Here is a 20,082-nt window from a genome sequence, read left to right as displayed (position 1 = left end):
CTCCAGAGACGTTAAAGTGAACCTGGAGAAAAACTAGTTTGACATCGTGTAGAAGATTTTCAAAAGCCGTTTGGCCACCCGTCTCTCATCTGACGTAAATGATTTTTTCAGCGGAGTTATGACATTCGTCTCTTCCGCTTTCTGTTGCACAGCGGTGAGTGGCTCACTGGCCAGGGGCATGATGACATCCATCAGATAGTTTCTCGCCCGGTGCTTTGATGCGAAATCGATCGCTTGATTCAGAACTTTGACTCCCTGTGTATCGTCTCCCGTTTTGAACAGGGCGGCAGCAATTTCGGTAAGCACCCGTGTTTGCTCTACACCGTTTTCTATCCGGGAAACGAGCTGAATCGCCTCGTCAGTCTTTCCTGCCTCGGCAAAACCGGCAGCCACCCGTGACCGGGCTTGATCCTTTCTCATCGGAACCTGGATTTTTTGAATGATGTCCAGCGCTGCCTTGGTCTCTCCCGAACGGGCCACTGCCCGGGCAATACTATAAAGAAAGATTGATTTACTTTCCTCTGTTTGCATCAATTCAGCAATCTGCATGGCCGATTTCAGATTTCCTGTTTCTACGAGATGGTAAGCAACATCCCTCGAAAAAAACGTGTTCGGATCGAGCTTCGAAAGCTTCTGCATTACTTCTTCGGTCTGCTTGCCTTTTCCTGCCTTGGCGGCCAGACGCGCGATGTTTTCCAGTGCATAATCTCGGGCGCCAGTGTCTTTTATCATCGCAGCGACTTTCAGAGCTTCGTCAAAATCGTCTGATTTATTGGCAATCGTCCCCGCAATCCCCTGGAGTGCAGATCTTTTGACAGACGGCTCGTTAATTTGATCGGCGATCTTCATCCCCTGTGTTGCATCACCGGCAGCCGTCAGTGTGACCGCAGCAAATTCGTATGCTGACTCAGCAAAATCACGATCCTTGATTAATGCAATAAGCTCCAACGGACGTTGATACAGACCTCCTCGTGCCAGGGAGCCGGCATACAGACTTAGTAACTGATCTCGTGCCGTTTTGTCTTCTACTTTCTGGTATAGACCTTCTACTGGCCTGATTACCTCTAATCCCTGCTCAAGATCGCCTTCCTCATAATAAACCCAGGCCATGGTACATAGCGCCGTCCCTTTATGATCCCAAAGAGAAATCTGTTCCACGAACTCCAGAGCATGTTGTTTCTGCCCCTGTTGAACCAGCGACTCGGCAACTTTACCCCAAATATGTTTTACAACATGTACATTCTCCAGGCTTTGAATTTCTTCAACCGCCTGTTTCATTTTTCCTGCCTTGATCAACTCCAGAGCAATGTCTCTATAAGCTGCTACCTTGATCATCTGGTTCATAAATTTCTTTGCCGTTTGAATTGCTAAATCAAGTTCTCCCATCTGCAACAGTGTTTTAATTACCGCCTCTTCAATCTTAATGGATTCTATGACCACCTGCTCTGTTTCATAAACCAGTTCCAATGCCGGCTTTAAAGTCTGCATTGCCTGTTCTTTTTCGCCCGCTGCGATTTGAGCCTGCGCAATGCGGTTTAAAATCACACAGCGTACGAAGGGATCTTTTAGATTCCGCGCGACCTGCAACGCCCATTCGGTGGGGGTTGCCCACTTCAGGGAAGTCGCTCTTTTTCGTCCACTGTCATCGGGGTCAATCAGCTTTGCAAACTCGCTTGCCGGCATTGTACGAGGGATCCAGCGCGCGGAACCATCCATCATCAAAGCCAGTAACTGGTCGTACTCCAGTTTCCCCACCACCCGCCAGGGATCTTGAGGATCGAAAGGCAGATCCACGGGCTTCGTCCACGGGACCGCCTGATCGGCGCCCGCCTGAACACAGAGAATCGTATTCTCCAGACCATCCGGGGCATCCTTGAGACGGGAAACCGTTAAGTCCTGAAAGGGGGTTCGTTCTCCGTTGAATCTCATGATGGATGTGTAGCCGGGTCGAGTCACACCCGCACTCTGATACAACGCGGGCATCTTTTCCAGCAGTTTCAGATTGTGCGAACTGTCCCAGGGCTCATCTAAGTGAAACTGTTCATATAATTTGTATTGCCCCATCATCGGCAGCAGACTGACGCGCCAGCTTAACTGGTTTTTTTCTTCTTTCTGCACAGCAGCGCCGCCCGGTTGTTGTTCCGCCATTGCCTCTTGCATACGCAAAACATGCTGAGACTGATATATGGAAACTCCCAGACGCTTGATCTGGTCTTTCTGTTCGAACTCGCGTTTTTCTTCAACCGTCTTGACGACCGCAGGTTGAATCAGTTTCTTATCAATGGAACTGATCAACCGCTGATAGGAGGTAATTTGTTTCAGCTTCAGATCCAGCATGGTCTGATCACTTTGTGGCTCCCATGGAGGCGAAGTAAGCGACATCGAAAAGTGCTTTGACATCGCTTCAGACAACTCCCTGTCTGCCTCGGATGCGTGCGGAGACAATTCCGCTGTTGTCTGCTTTTGAAATCGCTGGATCCGATCCCGCAGCTGCTCTGCGGCTTCAGGAGTTTTCATATTGACCTGCAGCTCGAGCAGGGATTCGCCTGAAAAGTCCAACAACAGATCGAATGTATGAATCTGGTCCAGGACAGGGATGTCCAACCTGTTACTCAAATACTTAAAAACATTCGATTCCTCAAACATGGATGACAGATAAAACCGCATTGCCAGATTCTTATTGAGATCCATGTCCTCCCATAATGACAGCCCCTCAGGCGGGGTATTCCTGGTCATCGCGAACTCTTTTACCAGTGAAGGCTCTGCGATCAGCCAGGTTCGATCATCATGTAAAAAGAGGTGCGCCGGATCACAGCCGAGTTGCTTGAGCACCGTTTCTCGTGGAGTGGGTTCTAAATATTGAACCAGATAATGCCCTTCCCATCCGGAAGCAAACCGCCGTATCCAGACAATGACCGTCTCCCACTCGCGCAGCCGATCGAGATCGGGCACATCCGTCTCCCGGCTTAAGCGGGTCAGCAAGTCCTTGGCAGGCCCGGTCTCCAGCATGGCCCGTGGATGCATTACGACCAGCGCGTCCGAAAACGGCATTCTCATATACGTCAGATGCAGTGGAAGATCGGTACGAGGTTCAAGGTCGGGAGCGGGGAACTTGGCAAAATTTTCGTCGGAGATGGAATGCCCGTCTGCGTAATCGAGTAGCTGAGACCAGATTTCGGCGGAAGTCCCAGGCTTGACCAGACTGCTGTGACCGTCTACGAAGCAGATCATGGTTCCGCTGGGGTCGCTGAGGCCAATCGCTTTCGCCGGATTATCAGGAATCAATGGGATACCATCGGGTTTGGTCCAGGGAGTGGCCTGCGCCGGAGCCGTTTCGAGAAACAGAATGGTTTCGCTCATCTGGTCTTTCATTTCCCGGAAGCCAATGGATGCCCCTCCGGGGCTGACGGGAAACATCGTCACAGGACGGCTATCGGGAGATTCGAGAACCGATTCTACATGGCGAAACCGGGTTGTGGTGGAATCTGCAGGGTCACCGGGAGCACGAAATACGTCTGGCATCTTCGCCAGTAGTCGCTGATTATGCGGACTGTCCCAGGGTTCATTCAGCTTGAACTGCTGATAAAGATCTTCCTCTCCCATAAACGGCAAAATATGCACTCGCCAGCTTAAGTGAGGTCGTCCGCTGGAAGCATAATTTTCCGGAATGCTGGTATCCGGGCAGAACATCTCGTGTTGGTCGTAATAGTTTATCAATCCCAGCAGAATCGAATTCATCTTCTCCCGGGCCTTCATCATCCGATTGAGTACCTTGGGAGATGCGACCTCTTGTACTTCTGCGACGGGTTTCTTTTCCTGACGGACTGTCTCTTCTGTCTCAACAACCGGCTTTGCTTCCGTTGTCTGCTGTTTCGCTGTCTGCTGAGTTCCGGCATCGTTAGCGGGCTCTTTTCCACAGCCTGTCATTAGACAGGTCAACAGAAATAAAATGATGAGAGATACACAAGAGAGCTGCAGAATCTGTTCGCGTTTCATTTTTCCCCTTGCCGTGGATAAGTGCCGAGACGGGTCAGAATCACTTGAATTGTGTTGCATTGGATCTCTCAGCTTTAAAAACACAGACTGTTATCGTCTGTGTTCGATTTTTAATATTGTCTCGTTGAAATGCGAGCGCAGGACGTCGCCTGTGTTTTGAGTCCGCATATAATATACTGATCGATTGTATCGATCCACCGCAAGCTCAAATCCGGATTTGTTTAGTACACCACGTAGAAAAGGCCGGTTTTTAACAAAATCAATCTGTCTGGTATCAGCTGGCGTTCTCAACTCTTTTTCAACGCGCGCATCGACCAGCTTTCAGCAGAACCACATCACTCGTAGCCAGGAGGAGTCTACTTCAAATAGTGATCTGGCTTGTGTACTGTATGAGAGACGCTTGATTTGTGTTTTCATCAGACCGGCCGCTTTGTCGATACAAAATACAGGTTTTACAAATTGACTCGTGTGGCTGTTGTCATTCGCAGGAGTATGTTCGGGCTTCTGCTGCAGGAAGAAAAAAATGAAAGAGACGTTAAGCTATCAGGCTTATCTGAAGAGCCCCTATAAAAGCATCAAGCACAGTACATACTTCGCAGTCTATGACGATCTGTTTGCCCGCTACCGGGGAAAGGAAATCACGTTTGTCGAAATCGGTGTGCTGGGCGGCGGATCGCTCTTTATGTGGCGGGAGTTTCTGGGACCGAAGGCAAGAATTATTGGAATCGATTTGAATCCAAACGCCAAAAAATGGGAGGCCGAAGGCTTCGATATTTTTATCGGCAGCCAGTCTGACAAACAGTTCTGGCAGGATTTTGTAAAAAAGGTTGGCAAGGTAGATGTGGTCTTAGATGATGGGGGTCACACCTATGAACAGCAGATTATTACGACGGAAATGCTGCTCGACAGCATCAATGATCAGGGAATGCTGGTGGTAGAAGACACCCATACTTCATACATGGATGGCTTTGGTTCCAGACGTTATTCTTTTATCGAATATGTAAAGTGTTTGATAGACAAAATGAATCAGAGATTCAGCGAGCTTAACACGACGGCCTCTGATCGTCGTGTCTGGTCGATTCAGACATACGAGTCCTTTGTGGCATTCCACATCAGACGCAGCGCATCGGACCTGGTTTCAGAGAGCACAGACAATGGTGGGACAGACGATGCGGCGATGGACTATCGTTACTTCGATCATGACGCCGTGAAATCGATTGATGGCTTAGCCAGGAAGTTCAACTTCCTGAAATATATTCCAGGCGCACGATGGCTGGGTGCAAAAGCAAAAAATTACGTTATTGTGCAAAAATCAAAACGCAAACTGAAAAAGTATTTCTCCTCTGATTCTTAAGATCGCCTCTGAGAAGAGTCAGTGGTTTCGGAAAAGAACTTGAACAAAAACCCGGTTATCCTGACCTGTTCCCACGTCGTGATTTCGTTACGATAGAGCAATTCATGAGATCCCTTTTCCAAACTGCTTTTAATGTGGAACTGATCCCCGTTATGAAAACACTCACCAAAGAACTCTGGATGGATATCCCAAAGCGCCGGCAGATCGTGTCGATCCACGATGATGTGGAACAACTGGTCACAGAAAGCGGCGTCCAGGACGGCCTGGCACTCATCAATGCGATGCATATCACCGCTTCGGTCTTCATTAACGACAACGAATCGGGCTTGCATGCAGACTATGATCGCTGGCTGGAACAGTTGGCTCCCTTCGATGCGGGCAGTGATCCCAACAGCGGCGGGTATTTGCACAACCGGACGGGCGAAGACAACGCCGACGCACACCACAAACGCCAGATCATGGGCCGCGAAGTCGTCGTCGCCATCACTGATGGGCGGCTCCACCTGGGACCATGGGAACATATTTTTTATTACGAGTTCGATGGCCATAGACGGAAACGGATTCTGGTAAAGATTATTGGGGAATGAATAACAGCAAAATGAACTTATTTCTATTAACATCTGTCTGATCAATTAATCCGCAGCGTTTGTATGCCCTTCGACCTGGTACCAGAACCTTCTCGAGCAGGAAACATCGTCCCTATGTCAGAACTCATCCATCTCTCTGGTTTTCAGTTGCTGCCTGTGGTGGAACTCGAACCCGGTACCTTTGCGACCGTCGAAAGAGAATCTCCTCAAGGTTCAGGAGAGTATGTACCTGATGACTGGCAGACTTACTGGGAATTGAGCCTGGCAGATTCCGGCATCACTGATCTGTCACCAATCAGGACCGGGTCTTGGTTTGTAGCAACCTCTGAGTTTGAGGAGTCTCAATTGGAGCAATACCTGAGAGTAACTTTCGATGAATGGGGTGGGATTTCGAGCTTGAATGATCCTGATTCAAGACCTGTGTTGAATGGTGGTCTGGCTTTGCTTTCAAATCAAAAAGACATCTTAGTTGAGCCAACCTGTTGTAGTGATCTCGGCGACATTGAAAACTGGAAAGCAGCAGCGTCTTATGAAGGAAAAAATTGGGAAATGTTGTGGATCGGACATCCCTGGTTGTCTGTGAAATTCCAAAAGATATGGCTGTTACTGAGTGATCTACACGAGTCTGAAGACCCGATTGCACGCTGGGCTGTAAAACCCAAAGAACTTCAGGATGCAATCGACGTTGCTGAAGTAGAACTCAATCGTTTCTCAAAACAAGTCGCTGGCATTCTAACTGGTTTAGAATTTGAAGGGGACGCTGCCAGTATCTCATTACATCTGGCTGGATTACAAAAGTAATAATCGAAACTGCGATGCCTGAATATGTCAGGTTTGATATTCTTGCATTCGGGTTGGTACTCAGATGTTGTGTTTTTCGATGGCCGTAGGCCCAAGCGGATTTTGGTGAAAATGATTGGGGAGTGAATTAAACTGATGGTTCAGTATTGGGCAATCTTGACAGAAGCAGAAATGCGAACTCGTAATCACATCAATAGTGGCGGCATGCCTCAATTTGCTAACTTTAAACTTAAATTCATCCCATCGTGTAATCATGACGGAATAAATGTTGTGGCAGAGTGGGAAGATCCTACAGACGATCGCTGGCTTGAAGCAATCAAGATTGGGGTTGATCGTTTTGTAAGTTGTAGAAAAGAATCTGGTCGTCCTGTATGTAAAACGACCCTTATTATGAAAAAAGTAATTTCACACCCAATAGATACAACGGAACAATTTGTTTCATATCGTATAGACTCAATATTGTATGAGATTTTTAATCAACATGAGTCCCCTGTTGATGGACCTGATATGGCGCCTGATAAGGTAAATGATAGTGTGTGACATAATGTGTTTGGGGAACGCGATGCATATCACTGCCTCTGTGTTCATTAACGACAATGAATCGGGGCTTCATTCAATCGTCAACCCACTCTTTTAATAAGGCCATCACTTCGGTGCGGTATTTTTTGTACTCTTTTCCCTGTCCGTTACGGACCATTGCAAACACGAGATGCTGTTTCGGATTGATGACCAGCAGTGTGCCGCAGCCGCCGCCGTGTCCGTAACTGCCTGGTCCCAGATAATGCGATTCGTCCTGCAGGCCGATGCCGTATTTCATGTTTAACTCGGGCAGGTAGAGTTTGAGCGGCGTTGGCAGGATCGCCGCGTGCGTCTCTGGGGAAATGATTTCCCACTTGCCGTAGCGGCCACGATTGTCGAGCAACACACCAATCCGTGCGAGACTTTCGGCGGAAAAGCCGGTCCCCCCCGGCAGGACGTTTTTGATTCCCAGTGGTTGAAACAGATCCCGTTCCATGGCGTCCCAGTAATTCCTGCCGCGCAGCAGCTCCAGTGCGCGGACAGAGAGAATCACGCCGACCACGCCGTAGCGGTATTTGCTACCGGGTTCCCAATCGCGTTTGCAGTGGGCGATCAGGGCTTCATGCCAGGTATGAAAGTAGAACAGCCGCTCGAATGCGAGGGACCAGGGGAAGTGAATGCCGGTCGCGTGGACATGAGCCGCCCGGAAGGTAAGACTGCGATCGCGGGGCGTATCAAAGTCGGGAATTATCTCGCCGATCGGCTGGTCCAGACGCAGGAACCCGCGGTCAAGGTAGGTCGCCAGTTGCAGACCGATTAAAGGTTTCATGGCTGAGTCCAGTTTCATCGGCGTGTCGACCGTGACAGGCTGCCCGTCGACACTCCCATAACCTTTCGCGGTGATGATGACTCCGTTCCGGGCAATGACAATCGCCATTGGTTCGGAAGAGGCGGAGTACCAGGTGCCGAGTTTCTCTTCGATTTTCTGCTGTTGCGCGGCGGTGATTCCTGCCTGCTGCAGCGGTGCGTTTCGCAATACCGGAGCCGGCTCTCCTTCCAGCAGCCTGGGGGTGGGCTTCAAAAGGGGCCTGGGGTCGAGCCCCATCAGCTTGCGTTTCAACTGCACATGCCGGGTAGCGTTCTCCATCTGCCATTGACCCCGTCGAACAGGGTCTGGTTTGAAATCCGCTTCCAGCAGCGCTGCCAGTTCAACGGCCCCCACTTCTGAGTGTTGCCATTGACGTACCAGGGCAGCGACATTGTCCGGCGGGGAAACAGTTTTCGATGCGGGAATTGAGGACTGCAACCATTTTTGAGCCAGTTCTTCCAGAGCGATATCGCTGCCCACACAACAGCAGGTCATCGCACGACGCAGCACAGGTCCCGCGGGCACGGGTGCTGTGCCATACACGTAGTAGCGACCTGTTTCCTGTGCGGTCTGGACTTCTTCAAATTGCTCGTTGAACCAGCGCGTGGGGATCGCAGTTTGATCGACGACCCGGGCCACCTGCTGAGGATGTTCCCAGACAAGCTCCGGGAGTTTCTGGCCTTGTTTGAGAACGAACCCGCCTTGCGGTGCGAATTGTTGCTCCCCGAAGTGTTCCCTGAGTTCCACATCCTTGACATCGGCCTGCGCATTCGATGCGATAAAAAAGGATATCAGCGTGAAGAGGCATCCGTAGAAACGCTGGCTGTGACTCATTGAAAACTCCCCGAACTCGCCGGCATGACGGTGATTAATGATTGACTACAGAGTCTTTCAATTCTAACCGACAAGGTTACGCGTCGATAGTTGAATTCGCGAACCTGTTGTAGTTAGACATTGTCTGCTGGTAAGCTGTATCTGGAACTGTGGAAACAAATTCTGGTGAAGCGATCTGGAGATTAAAATTGAAAACCAATTTCGACCGTCGAAATACTTTGCAGGAACTGGAAAAAGAGGACTGGGGAGAACCAGACTTCGATTCATCCCTTGTAAAAACCTGTCATCGTTTGCGACGGGTTCCTCTGAATGACTTCTCAACAGAAGATCTGCGAATTATGATCGGTCAACAGATCAGCTTGTTTTTTATTATTCCTCTTGCCTTGGAAACTCTCGAAGAAAATCCACTGGCGGAAGGCCACTGCTATCCCGGTGATTTACTGAACGCTGTGTTAGGCGTCCCGGAGTCATTCTGGAATCTGCACACCGACAAGCGCGAAGTACTTCGTCGGGTCATCACCAAAGCAAACGAAATATTAGGCTCGCTGAAAGAAGATGAAACAAGAATTGTCCGCGAGGTTTTGGCGAATGCACCAGACTCACTGACCGATCCGTAACAGGAGATAGTTCATTCAGCAATAACGAACAAAGCAACCGTGAACTTTCGAAAGCAGAGATCATTGTCGCTCGATCACTGCGCGCACTCCTGAATCAGACTGCTGTGGGTGCGTCTTTTGAGGAAACCAATGATTTCAGGCGACTCATGAGTGCGTTCAACTATTTTATTCCCGAAGTCCTGGCCGAACTTTATCCTGAATGGACATCGGACGCGCTGGATGATGTGATTCCGCTGGTTGCAGATCGCACCGGGGAACGAGAAGCCGTTTTCATTGGTCTGAGCTGGTTGATCCGGGATCAGACTATTGTGCCTGCGTATCTTCAACTGCAGATTGATTCTGCCATCGAACGCGTCAACTGGCTGGAATGTCGTATCGGCGAACGGGGGCCGCAGGGCATGCTTCGGCGACCGGGTAGTTCATTCGACAAACAACTGTATCGACTGCAGGGCCGGGAAGATCAGATCGACTGGGCTTATCGTGTGACTTATGGTGAGAAAAGCTCTTGATCGGGAAATTCTATCAGCGTTTAGAGTGGCTCAGCCTGTAAGTTCATTCAGCGCAACAGCGATTTTTAGGAATTGGCATGGGATGTGCGAATACCTGCTGGCATGCGATAAACGGTAAACTCCCTGCGCCCCAACCAGAAAGGCTGTGCGATGTTTGAGAAGTGGATCACGGACCAATGGACTGAAATGCCGATGGTGCTGCTGTCGTGCCTGCTGACTTATGCGGTGATTCTGATCTATACACGGCTCACCGGTCTACGAAGTTTTTCCAAGATGTCCGCTGCCGACTTCGCGATGACTGTTGCCGTCGGTTCTGTCTTTGCTTCGACAATTTCTGGTTCCACGCCGACACTCATCATCGGTTTGACGGCGCTCGCCAGTCTGTTTTTAGGACAGTGGGTGCTGGCAATGCTGCGGCAGAAGCTTGTCTGGTTCAGTAAACTGGTTGACAATGAGCCCCTACTGCTGATGCGAGGATCCGAGATGCTCGATGAGAATCTTAAAAAAGCGAATATCACTCGAGACGACGTGTATGGTAAACTGCGCGAAGCGAACGCATTGAATGCCGACCAGGTGCTGGCGGTCGTGTTTGAGACGACAGGCGATATTTCGGTTTTGCATTCAGCGGACCCGGATGTAAAACTGGAACCAGACTTTTTTCGGAATGTTACTGGTGCCGAGCAGCTGTTTGAAAACCGCGAACATCCATCTGGGTCGTTTGCCGGCACCAGCGTTTCCTGAATCATTATTTCAGACCGGACCACAACATTGAACAGCTCGATAAATACACCGGAAAAAACAGAGTCGGTTTCAAACGAACCTGGCTGGCAACGCTGGATGTGGTACGGACTTCTGCTGGCGTGCGTTATCCTCTCGATCACCGCTTTTCTGCCTTTGCTGTTAGTCGACTGGTGGTGGGTGCGGATCGGCGATTTTCCAAGGCTGCAATTATTGGTCGCTTATATTGTTGTCTTGCTGGCAATTATCCCGTTTCGTAAGCGATTGACGGCGAAATTTGCTGCTGTCGCGTTGTGCGCGGGCATTGGAATTCAGCTGTTCTGGATCTTTCCTTACCTGACGATTGCGTCCAATGAAGTCGAAACCGCCCAGTCGCAGGATTCAGAGAAACGGCTGCGGATTCTGACGGCCAATGTACTGCAGAAGAATACGAATGCGGCGGCGGTGCTGGAGCTGATTGATCGCGAACAGCCGGACATCGTGGTGCTGTGCGAAGTCAATCAGCGCTGGATCTCTGATTTGTCGCCGCTGGAAAGAACCTATTCTTATCATCTCACACATCCGCTCGATAACACTTATGGGATCGCGTTCTACAGCAACCTGCGGGTCAAGACTGCAGAAGTGAGAGGTCTGGTGAAAGAGGAAATTCCGTCGATTGATGCCACCATTCTGCTGCGTTCCGGAAAAGAGGTCCGGCTGTTTGCCGTACATCCCAATCCTCCCCGACCGGGAGAAGACACTACCAAGCGGGATGCGGAACTGGTACTCGTCGGACGCGAAGTCAGTAAAAACCGAAGTGCGATCGTGCTGGGTGATCTGAATGATGTCGGCTGGTCGCGTACGACCAATCTGTTTCAGGAAGTCAGTGGGCTGCTCGACCCGAGAAAAGGACGGGGCCTGTTCGCGACATACGACGCCACCTCCTGGATCTGGCGCTATCCGCTGGACTATCTGTTTGTCTCCGATGACTTCCGCCTGACGGAAATCCGCACATTGCCTTACATCGGTTCGGATCATTTCCCGCTGCTTGTGGAGCTGAGTTACGAGCCCGAAGCGGAGGTCACACAGGAAGGACCGAGCCTGGATGCAGGAGACCAGCAGGACGCTGCAGAGGCCGTTCAGTCTGCCCGGGAAAAACATCCGTCTCCCGAAAAATAATGACAGCCCACCGCGCACGCTGACCGCTCAGGCACCGTTCCATTCGCTCTCCATTCGGAAAATGGACATTACCGGTGTGCTTAAATGAAGAAAACCGAAGCTAACTCGAGAGACAAGGTATTTGCTCACATTGGCACATCGTTTGCGAATCAAATCCCAGAAGTCAGATTGACTCTCAGCTATTATTTTCAGTGGCAATGCAGGTTGCGCGCCGCGGTTCATTTTCGGTTATTACTCACCATGGAATCCAAAAGGGTTTAATATGTACCATCACGTTAAGAAGCTCATGTATACAGTCGATGTCAGTGATCCTGATCCCCGTTTCGGAAAAATGCTGCTGGAGCAGTTCGGCGGTGCGAACGGCGAACTGGCTGCAGCGATGCAATATTCCATTCAGGGTCTGAACTGTGAAGACCCTGCCCGAAAAGACCTGTTGATGGATATCGGCACAGAAGAATTGAGTCACCTGGAAGTGATCGGTTCACTGGCCCGCATGCACCTGAAACCTCTCCGCAAAAATGGTGAGGCAGCTCTGGAAGATCCTCTCATTGCTGTTGTGGGGGGAGGTGGCGTGTCACTCAATAACTCCCAGGGAGTTCCCTGGACGTCGGCTTATATCGCTATCACCGGTCAGCTGGAAGTGGATCTGCGGTCCAATATGGCGGCGGAAGCCCGGGCCAAGATCGTGTATGAACGACTGATTGATTATACCGACGACCCAGGTACTAAAGATGCGTTGAAATTTCTTATGACTCGGGAAATTACCCACTTGAAAGCCTTCGGACAGGCGCTGGAAAGCATGGATAAAAAGCCGCTGGAAATCGGAAACCTGAAACCGGATGAAAAGTGGGTTGATCAATATTTCAATGACTCGACTGGCTCAGGCGATCTGGGTGATGACTACGAAGGTCCCTGGAATACCGGGGATGAATGGGAAGTCGTCGAGAATCCTGCCTTTCAGGATAAATAACAGGCACCCGCATGCACCAGACAGGAGAAGAAAATCTGTCCGTTCATAATCAAGCTGAGACGAGAGCGCGAGCTGATGCCGACATGGTGAAGAATTTGCAAACCGATTCTTCGCATACCCTGGCTCACACGATTACAACTTTGATTGTGGTCGTGGTTCTCGCCTCAGCGTTGGTGATTACATGGGAAATTATTCTGGCGCTGTTTCTGGCGGTACTGTTCGGGGTGTTTCTGAACCATACCAGCCGCCAGTTGAGCGAGTGGACTCCCCTGCCTTATAAAGCCAGTCTGGCGACGCTCGTTCTGTTTCTGGTTTGCGCCTTTCTTGGGACCACTGCCTTTTTCTTTGTGCAGATCAACCAGGAAATCGAAGAAGCCCGTCAGCAGATCGATGAAGGGATTGATCGGGTTCAGAACTGGGCTGAAGAATATACGTCGATCAGTTCCGTCATTCACTCCACACCCATTCTGGCACAGATGCTCTCCTCACAGAAGGAGAAACCGAACCAGGACAAAGCGGAGCAACCTTCTCCTGCTGAGAAAGAACAAAGCGGTTCCAACAATGATTCCAAAACGGCGGAGAAGAATTCGCAGAACAGCATTCAGTCACTGACTCAACCCGCGCAGCAGGCCATGTCGTTCGTAGGCAGCATGTTCAAATCGACCTTTGGTGTCGTCGTCAATGTGGTTCTGATTCTGTTTGTCGGGCTGTTCCTGGCAGTCTCGCCACAGACCTATCGCGATGGTGTGGTTATCCTGTTTCCACAGGAACGCAGGGACCGCATTTCAGGTCTGATGACTCAACTGAGCGATACACTCTGGCATTGGTTGCTGGGACGCTTTGGCTCGATGGTGATTACCGGACTGGGTGCTTGGCTGGTGCTGGCTCTGATCGGAGTTCCCATGGCGGGAACCCTGGGGCTGATCTCAGGCCTGTTGACGTTCATCCCCAATATCGGATCGCTGATTGCTTTCTGTCTGGCGATTTTGATTGCGCTCCCCAAAGGGCCGACAACCGCGGCTCTGGTTGTGCCTGCATTTATCGGATTACAACTGGTGGAAAGTTATCTGATCACGCCCCTCATCCAGGAACAGCAGGTCTCGCTGCCCCCCGCGCTGCTGATTTCGTTTCAGGCGATCATGGGTGTGCTGTTCGGCTTTCTGGGTGCGATGGTTGCCTCGCCTCTACTGGCGGCGAGCAAAGTCATTGTGCAGGAACTGTATGTCAAAGACTATCTGGAAAAACAATCCGCCACTGCAACTGATCAAGCAGGATAACAGAACTGTTCCCATAGATTCTGTTTGACATCCTCAAAGACCAACTATACATTAGCTATAGGCACTTCAATACCATTCCGGTGTAAACTAAGTCCTACTCCTCTCTTTCGTGGAGCGTGCTCATGTCATCCCGTCTGTCGAATACAGCCCGGTCGTCAGTCACTTTATTCTGGACACTGCTTCCATTATTAATATCGTTCTCTCAATCACCTGCTCAGGAAAAAGCCGCTGAAAAAGCGCACGTGGCTCAGACAAAACGGAGCCTGGAATTTCTTGTTTCCGACGAAAACGGTCAACCCCTCAAGGAAGCAAAGCTGTATGCGAATGTCGCTTATCTGGATGAGTCTTCCAAACGTAAGATTGTCAATTCTGATCTCGTTACGAATGCGGCAGGCGTCGCCAAACTGAGTCTGCCTCCCGGAACCCGGAGTATGCGGGTGTGGGTCAGCCGGCTCAATTATGTATCTGAATTTGTGAGTTTTGGTGAAGGTCCTGAAGTCGAGGACAAAAAGATCCCCACTCATTTTGAATTTCAACTCGCTCGCGGGACAAAAATCAGTGGCATCGTCGTTGATGCGAGTGGAAAACCAGTGCCCGATGTGACAGTCAGTGTGAGCGTAAATGTAGGCGAGCCAGATTTAAGTTCGGGCCCCCAACCCATCATCAGCATCAATACAGAAGCAGTCACAGACAAAGCAGGAAAATGGTCGACCAACATCGCACCAGCGAAGCGACCTGGCGACGATATTAAATTCAGCCTGAAGTTTACGCACCCGGATTATTTGAGCGACTCAGCATGGGGAGAGTTGCAGAATCAGCAAAATTTGACAACGGCCATGCTCAGAGACGGCAGCGCTCAAATTGTGCTGCGTCAAGGCGTTGCTGTGAAAGGGACCGTCTACAACACCGCCGGAGACCCCATCACGAAAGGGATCATTATCTGGCACGACGAACCGTATTATGGCTCCACGGTTCATGAAGTGGAAATCGGGAAATCAGGAACGTTTGAAACCATTCCACTCCCCTCGGGAAAACATCCGATTACAGTCGTGGCCCCCGGCTTCAAACCAATCCGACAAATCGTGGACGTAAGCAAATCCATGGACGAACTCACATTTACAATGAAACCGGGAAAAACTCTCACACTGAAAATTGTCGAAACCAGCGGCAAACCTGTTCCCAAAGCACACGTGGGTTTGAGAAAGTGGAATGGTGTCGAATCACTCTATAACTGGCGTCATCCCAATGTCCTCAATTCCGGCATCCCCACTCATGCTGACGAAAACGGTGTCTATGTCTGGGACTGGGCACCCGACGATCCCGTGACTTACCAAATCTATGGCGGGTCCTGCGCCGCAAAAGAAGTGACTCTGGTCGCTACGGAAAAAGGGCATGTCATCAAACTGGATCGCCCGTTGATCGCATCCGGTAAAGTGACTGATGCAGCGACAGGGAAACCGGTAACAACATTTCGCGTGATCCCCGTCATCGAATTTCGTCCCGACTTTCTGTCGACTTCTTTTGACAGTCTCGTGATCGGTAAAGCGGGAAAATACAAGATTACTTTAAATAGCGGTTGGTATGACCGTCGCCACCTGATCCGTATCGAAGCCGACGGTTACCGATCCGCGCTCAGCGAAACTTCGTTTGGACTCGGCGATGGACCTGTCGCTCAGACTTTTTCACTGGAACGAGCATCCGCCCGGAAGGGACTGGTGATCGATCGTTCCGGCAAACCAGTCTCTAATGCGACGATCCGGGTGGGTACTCCGTCGATTGTCCCGATCGTACAAAATGGCGAATCAGAGAGGCAGGGCATGCCTGACAATACATCAGGAAAAGGTGAGTTTCAGATCGCCGCCACCTTCGAACCGACCCGCATTCGCGCCGCGCATGAATCTGGTTTTGTAGAAATCGTCCGACAGCCGGAGGAAGCGATCGGCACATTGACCTTACAACCCTGGGCTACCATCTCGGGCAGACTGTTTCAGGCAGGCAAGCCTGTTGCAGACGCATTGATTTTATTTAAGACTTTACATGATCGAAAACTGGGAGAGCCGCGTTTTCAGGATTCCTTTTACACACAAACGGATGCTGATGGGCACTTTAAGTTTAAGCAGCTGCCCCCCATCCCGGGCGCCGTACAGGCTTACCTGGGGCCCTGGGAAGAATCACCACTCACTTCCAGTCAATCTGTGTCCCTGGATCTCCAGCCCGGCGAACACAAAACAATGGAACTGGGAAACAAAGGAACGACTGTGACAGGCACCGTTGTCGCCACTGGTAGAGGGGAAGCCACATTGAATAAAAACTGGTCGCTCAATTATCTCATCCGCCGCGATCATGGCATTCCATTACCTGAAGATTTCCCGGAACTGAGCTTTGATCCTGCGGGTCCCGTGCAAACATCCTGGGTTCTCGATCCGAATTTTTACAGTTGGCTCCGATCGCGACAACACTACTTCGTCAAACTCTCCCCCGAGGGTCAGCTCCAGATTGGCGGTGTCTCTCCAGGAGATTATGATCTGGTATTGCGATTGTATGAACAACCGGCGGGCTGTCTGGTGGAAGCGGTTGGCATCAGAGTGATCCCTGTGACGGTGACCACTGATGATATCAAGGCGGGTAACAAGGACCTGGGTTCGATCGAAGTTGCCTGTCGCGTCGGGCCGCGCGTGGGTGAGAGTATGTATGCGTATAAATTCACAGACACCACCGGCGTAGAACATTCGATCTTCGATCTAAAAGGCCGCTATGTCCTGATGCATGTCTGGGCCAGCTGGTGTGCTCCCTGTCTGAAAAGCATGCCCGACATCCAGGCGACCGCCGACCAGCTTTCAGAGAAGCCGCTGACGTTCGTCGGATTGAACGTGGATCAATACCCGGAAGATGCAAAAAGACTCGTCGAGAAAAACAAATGGAACTGGGCACAGAATTATCTCGGCGTTCAATCCGACATGGCACGTCAACTGGCAATCAGTTCGGTTCCCGTCTATTACCTGATTGGCCCGGACGGCAAGCTCAATGCCTCTGCCAGCGAATGGTCTCAAATGAAAGCCGCCCTCAAAGAGACGTTCAAACAGGATTAGTAAACAACCTCTGCCGGACGAAATTGAACCCGTTCTGAAATCATGGTGTCTGAGATTCAGCACCGTTTCTGCCTCAACCAGACAAGTACTGCGAAAATGCTTCTGATTTGATCCCTGACATAATCAAATTCATTGTAGACTGTGTCCCGTTTTACTATAGCGTCTCCAGGGCGCTTTGGACCGGGTATAATAGATTGAGAGACGCTAGGGTTAAATGCTATGCGCTCTGGAATATGACTGGACGTAAGATTACAATCGGGTGACCTTTTTTCGTGCGTCCCATCAGACTACCTGGCGGGGAAAAACCCGCGTTTTATATAAGACTTCATTCGTATGACACCAATCATTGGCATCGACCTGGGTACCTCGAATTCGTTGTGCGCCGTGTTTGAAGAGGGGCAGCCCAAGCTCATTCCTAACGCGCATGGCTCTGTAATTACGCCCTCGTTCATCAGTATCTCGGCCGATGATCGCGTGCTGGTCGGCTCGGCTGCAAAAGAAACCCGCGTGACCCAGCCCGAGCGGTGCGCCTGTGTGTTCAAACGATTGATGGGCACGGATCGTAAAGTCGAGATCGGCGGGCATGTCTTCACCGCGACTGAGATGTCCAGCCTGGTACTACAGTCTCTGAAACAGGACGCAGAAGCTTACCTGGGCATGGAAGTCCATGACGCCATCATCACTGTGCCCGCGTACTTTAATGATCATCAGCGAAACGCGACGAAGCAGGCCGGCGAACTGGCAGGACTGAACGTCCGCCGCATTATCAACGAACCGACGGCGGCAGCGCTGACGTACGGATTTCATGATCGTCAGGCCGAAAAAAAACTGATCGTGATCGACCTGGGAGGGGGTACCTTCGATGTGACGGCGATGGAAGTTTTCGAAGGCACGCTGGAAATCATCTCCACCGCCGGCGAAAGTATGCTGGGCGGCGAAGATTTCACAAACCGTATTCTGGCAAAGGTGCTCAATTCACAAAATCTGCAGGTGGAAATTGCAGAAGTCAAGCATCCCCTGCTTGTCTCCCGACTCAAGCAGGAATGTGAAGCAGCCAAGTGCACGCTCGCGCGGGAAACGGAAGCTAGAATCCGCATTCCCAATCTGCAGGGAGAGCTGAATGAGAATGCCGCCACTCATACGATAACGCGAGATGAGTTTCTGGAGCTGGCCGACCCGCTGGTCAAACAACTGGCGCGACCGATTGCCAAAGCCGTCCGCGACTCGCGTATTGCACCGCAGGACTTTGACAGTGTGATCCTTGTAGGCGGTGCGACTCGCATGGAAGCCGTCCGCGGATTTATTCGCGAGTTTTTCGGCGTCGAACCGCTGTGTACTCACAACCCGGACGAAGTAGTTGCATTGGGAGCTGCGGTGCAGGCCGCTCTGATTCAGGATGACCGGGCCGTCGAAGACATGGTGATGACGGATGTCTGCCCGTTTACTCTCGGCACGGAAGTCATTAAAGAATTTGGGCGCCGCCAGGTCAACGGCTACTATCTACCCATCATCCATCGCAATACCACAATCCCGGTCTCCCGCGAAGAAGTGGTCGGAACGGTCGAGCCTAATCAGCGCGAGATGACCATCAACGTCTACCAGGGCGAAGGGCGCAAAGTCGAAGACAATCTATTCCTGGGAACAATGAAAGTGACGGGCATCCCACCAGGCCCCTCGGGAAAACCGGTACACCTCCGCTTCACTTACGACATGAACGGCATTCTGGAAGTGGAAGCCTTTGTGCCCGAGACAGGTAAGAAATTCAAGACGGTCCTGACGCAGCATGCCAAGCTGACGTCGAAATCAGAAATCGATGCCGCTGTTAAAAATCTGCAGAAGCTGAAATTTTATCCGCGTGATGACATCAAGAATCAGCATCTGGTCCGTTATGCCGAGCGGGTGATTGGAGAAGTCAGTCCGTTTCAGCGCGATGACCTGGAATCATCGATCGACTACTTCGAGCAGTCGATGGCTTCGGGGGATCCCGAATATTTCGAACAGGCAAAGCAGAACCTGCTGACGGCGCTGGCGGCTTTGGGTTTCTGTTACGATGAGGATGACCAGGAATTCCAGGTATGACAGATTCACGTGAAACCGAATATGTCAAACAGCTGCTGCAGATGAACCCGCTGGAGCAGCCGCTCGAAATTCTCTCGTTGCGCCACGACTTCCTGAAACCACAGACGGGCGGGCGTCCGATTGTTGACGCGTCACTTTCTATTTTTGAACGCAAAGAGCAGACGCTGAAAAATATGGAAGCCCTGCGGAAATGTTTATGGAAACTGGATGATGAAAGTCTGCGTGCGCAGGTCGAGGCCATCGACATTTCCGAGTTCCCGGATCTGGCGATATCCTATTCACGACTCAAAGCAGCCGCCGATCATCGGGATTCGTTTCGACAGCTCAGACAGCATCGTCACTGCTTTCCGGAGTTTTTTAATCAGTTCTGTGGTCTGGTTTCGGCGTCTCCTCAAAAAGCAACGGAGCGGCGTGCCGAATGCATGGAAGCCTCGCGGAAGGGGTCGTTCGATACCCGTAATCGTAGCCCGAAAGATTACTATCGCATCGCCCACTCGATTCAACAGGAACTGCCGGAACTGTATCAACTGGAAAAACCCTGGTTAAGCCATATTCTCTCGAAGCGGGATGCGAGCAATGTCTTTGGCTTCGGTGAGGCGGTTCTGGCAATTGTTGTTTTACTGGTGGTGCTCTGTGCCTATTATATTTCGAAGATGGTCTTTCAATAAATTCGCATGCGACTGGGG

General features: G+C 50.9%; 14 protein-coding genes and 2 pseudogenes. 14 read left to right on the top strand and 2 right to left on the bottom strand.

Annotated elements, in window-relative coordinates; translation table 11 throughout:
- Positions 1-33: 33 nt before the first annotated feature.
- Positions 34-3,996, bottom strand: coding sequence for a DUF1559 family PulG-like putative transporter (locus Pan161_RS00375; RefSeq protein ID WP_197995615.1), 3,963 nt, complete (start codon positions 3,994-3,996; stop codon positions 34-36).
- A 523-nt stretch (positions 3,997-4,519) separates the two neighbouring features.
- Here Pan161_RS00375 and Pan161_RS00370 point away from each other — a divergent pair.
- The 5 genes and pseudogenes from Pan161_RS00370 to Pan161_RS31315 form a co-directional block, all read left to right on the top strand.
- Entirely contained in the window at positions 4,520-5,350 is an 831-nt protein-coding gene (locus Pan161_RS00370; RefSeq protein WP_145223636.1) for a class I SAM-dependent methyltransferase, read from the top strand.
- 152 nt (positions 5,351-5,502) lie between these two features.
- Positions 5,503-5,937, top strand: coding sequence for a secondary thiamine-phosphate synthase enzyme YjbQ (locus Pan161_RS00365; protein WP_145232454.1), 435 nt, complete (start codon positions 5,503-5,505; stop codon positions 5,935-5,937).
- Positions 5,938-6,051: 114 nt separating this feature from the next.
- On the top strand, positions 6,052-6,738 hold the full coding sequence (locus Pan161_RS00360; protein WP_145223635.1) for a hypothetical protein: 687 nt from the start codon (positions 6,052-6,054) through the stop codon (positions 6,736-6,738).
- 171 nt (positions 6,739-6,909) lie between these two features.
- Entirely contained in the window at positions 6,910-7,278 is a 369-nt protein-coding gene (locus Pan161_RS00355) for a hypothetical protein (protein WP_145223634.1), read from the top strand.
- A 4-nt stretch (positions 7,279-7,282) separates the two neighbouring features.
- A pseudogene (locus Pan161_RS31315) lies at positions 7,283-7,351 on the top strand (secondary thiamine-phosphate synthase enzyme YjbQ); the annotation flags it as partial.
- Here the strand turns inward: Pan161_RS31315 and Pan161_RS00350 are convergent.
- Positions 7,352-8,959: a serine hydrolase domain-containing protein gene (locus Pan161_RS00350; protein ID WP_145223633.1), complete on the bottom strand. Its 1,608-nt coding sequence runs from the start codon at positions 8,957-8,959 to the stop codon at positions 7,352-7,354.
- Positions 8,960-9,147: 188 nt separating this feature from the next.
- Here Pan161_RS00350 and Pan161_RS00345 point away from each other — a divergent pair, with 188 nt between their 5' ends.
- From Pan161_RS00345 to Pan161_RS00305, 9 genes and pseudogenes are all read left to right on the top strand, one after another.
- Positions 9,148-9,576: a contact-dependent growth inhibition system immunity protein gene (locus Pan161_RS00345; RefSeq protein WP_145223632.1), complete on the top strand. Its 429-nt coding sequence runs from the start codon at positions 9,148-9,150 to the stop codon at positions 9,574-9,576.
- Between the two features lie 146 nt (positions 9,577-9,722).
- The gene (locus tag Pan161_RS00340) at positions 9,723-10,085 is read left to right on the top strand and encodes a hypothetical protein (RefSeq protein WP_145223631.1); all 363 of its coding nucleotides are present in this window, start codon (positions 9,723-9,725) and stop codon (positions 10,083-10,085) included.
- A gap of 150 nt (positions 10,086-10,235) precedes the next feature.
- Positions 10,236-10,826 (top strand): DUF421 domain-containing protein, encoded by a 591-nt coding sequence (locus Pan161_RS00335; RefSeq protein WP_145223630.1) that lies wholly within the window; start codon positions 10,236-10,238, stop codon positions 10,824-10,826.
- A 27-nt stretch (positions 10,827-10,853) separates the two neighbouring features.
- Positions 10,854-11,981, top strand: a complete 1,128-nt coding sequence (locus tag Pan161_RS00330; protein WP_145223629.1) for an endonuclease/exonuclease/phosphatase family protein — start codon at positions 10,854-10,856, stop codon at positions 11,979-11,981.
- Positions 11,982-12,243: 262 nt separating this feature from the next.
- Positions 12,244-12,942, top strand: a pseudogene (locus Pan161_RS00325) (manganese catalase family protein); the annotation flags it as partial.
- Between the two features lie 20 nt (positions 12,943-12,962).
- Positions 12,963-14,228: an AI-2E family transporter gene (locus tag Pan161_RS00320; RefSeq protein WP_145223627.1), complete on the top strand. Its 1,266-nt coding sequence runs from the start codon at positions 12,963-12,965 to the stop codon at positions 14,226-14,228.
- Between the two features lie 122 nt (positions 14,229-14,350).
- On the top strand, positions 14,351-17,317 hold the full coding sequence (locus Pan161_RS00315) for a thioredoxin-like domain-containing protein (protein ID WP_145223626.1): 2,967 nt from the start codon (positions 14,351-14,353) through the stop codon (positions 17,315-17,317).
- 333 nt (positions 17,318-17,650) lie between these two features.
- Positions 17,651-19,396, top strand: a complete 1,746-nt coding sequence (locus Pan161_RS00310) for an Hsp70 family protein (RefSeq protein WP_145223625.1) — start codon at positions 17,651-17,653, stop codon at positions 19,394-19,396.
- The gene (locus Pan161_RS00305; protein WP_145223624.1) at positions 19,393-20,064 is read left to right on the top strand and encodes a hypothetical protein; all 672 of its coding nucleotides are present in this window, start codon (positions 19,393-19,395) and stop codon (positions 20,062-20,064) included. The genes Pan161_RS00310 and Pan161_RS00305 overlap by 4 nt, the downstream gene beginning before the upstream one ends.
- Positions 20,065-20,082: the final 18 nt, after the last annotated feature.

The organism is Gimesia algae (assembly GCF_007746795.1).
GTDB classification, from domain to species: domain Bacteria; phylum Planctomycetota; class Planctomycetia; order Planctomycetales; family Planctomycetaceae; genus Gimesia; species Gimesia algae.
Note: the sequence above shows the minus strand (reverse complement) of the source record. Positions and strands in the feature narration are given on the sequence as shown.